The organism is Pseudocoprococcus catus, assembly GCF_019734885.1.
Lineage (GTDB): Bacteria > Bacillota > Clostridia > Lachnospirales > Lachnospiraceae > Coprococcus_A > Coprococcus_A catus.
In genome coordinates this window covers 1-762 of record NZ_JAAXCM010000024.1, presented here as the reverse complement: position 1 = coordinate 762, position 762 = coordinate 1, and the positions used below count along the sequence as shown (strand labels likewise).

Genomic DNA, 762 nt, shown 5'->3' with positions numbered 1-762 from the left:
ATTGTGCAGAACAAGCTGAAATCCCGCCAGCGTCCGGGGCAGACCAATGAAATCAGCCTGTTTGCCGGACTGATAAAATGCGGCGAGTGTGGGAAGTCGCTGACGATACGCTACACAAACGCAAAACATCCCCAGCGGATTTACTCCTGCAAGACCTACAATGCCTTTGGAAAGAACCACTGCACCCAGCACCGGATTGACTATGACACCCTTTACAGCCATGTGCTGCGGAAAATCCGGGAATGTGCCAGAGCTGCCCTGATGGACGGGGAAGCGGTTGCTGACCGCCTGACCAATACCTGTGAAGCCGAGCAGCGGGAACAGCGGGAAGCAATGGAACGCTCCCTTACAAGGGACGAGGAACGGATTGAGGTTCTGGACAAAATGGTCATGCGGCTTTATGAGGATATGATTGCAGGGCGTATCAGTGAGCAGAATTTCAACACCATGCTGGAAAAGACACAGACCGAGCAGACGGAGCTTAAAACAAAAGTGTCCGAGGGCAGAAAGCGGCTGTCCGATGAAGTCCAGCTTGCCAATGACGCAAAACAATGGGTGGAAGCCATTCAGGAATACGCCAACATCACAGAGCTGGACGCAGCCACCCTCAACCGCTTAATCAAAGAAATCGTCGTGCATGAGCGCATTGACGAAGATAAAACAAGACACATTTCTATCGAAATTCATTTTAATCTCAAACCCATCCCGGAGGTGGAACAGGTCACTGCCTGACCTGTCCCGCCGGGACGGTTCTCTTAAAAA

The 762-nt window shown here is 51.7% G+C and carries 1 protein-coding gene; it reads left to right on the top strand.

Going from position 1 to position 762, the window contains the following annotated elements:
• Positions 1-732 (top strand): recombinase zinc beta ribbon domain-containing protein (locus HED67_RS06695; RefSeq protein WP_118627730.1); only part of this gene is annotated, 732 nt, incomplete at its 5' end.
• Between the last annotated feature and the right edge of the window lie 30 nt (positions 733-762).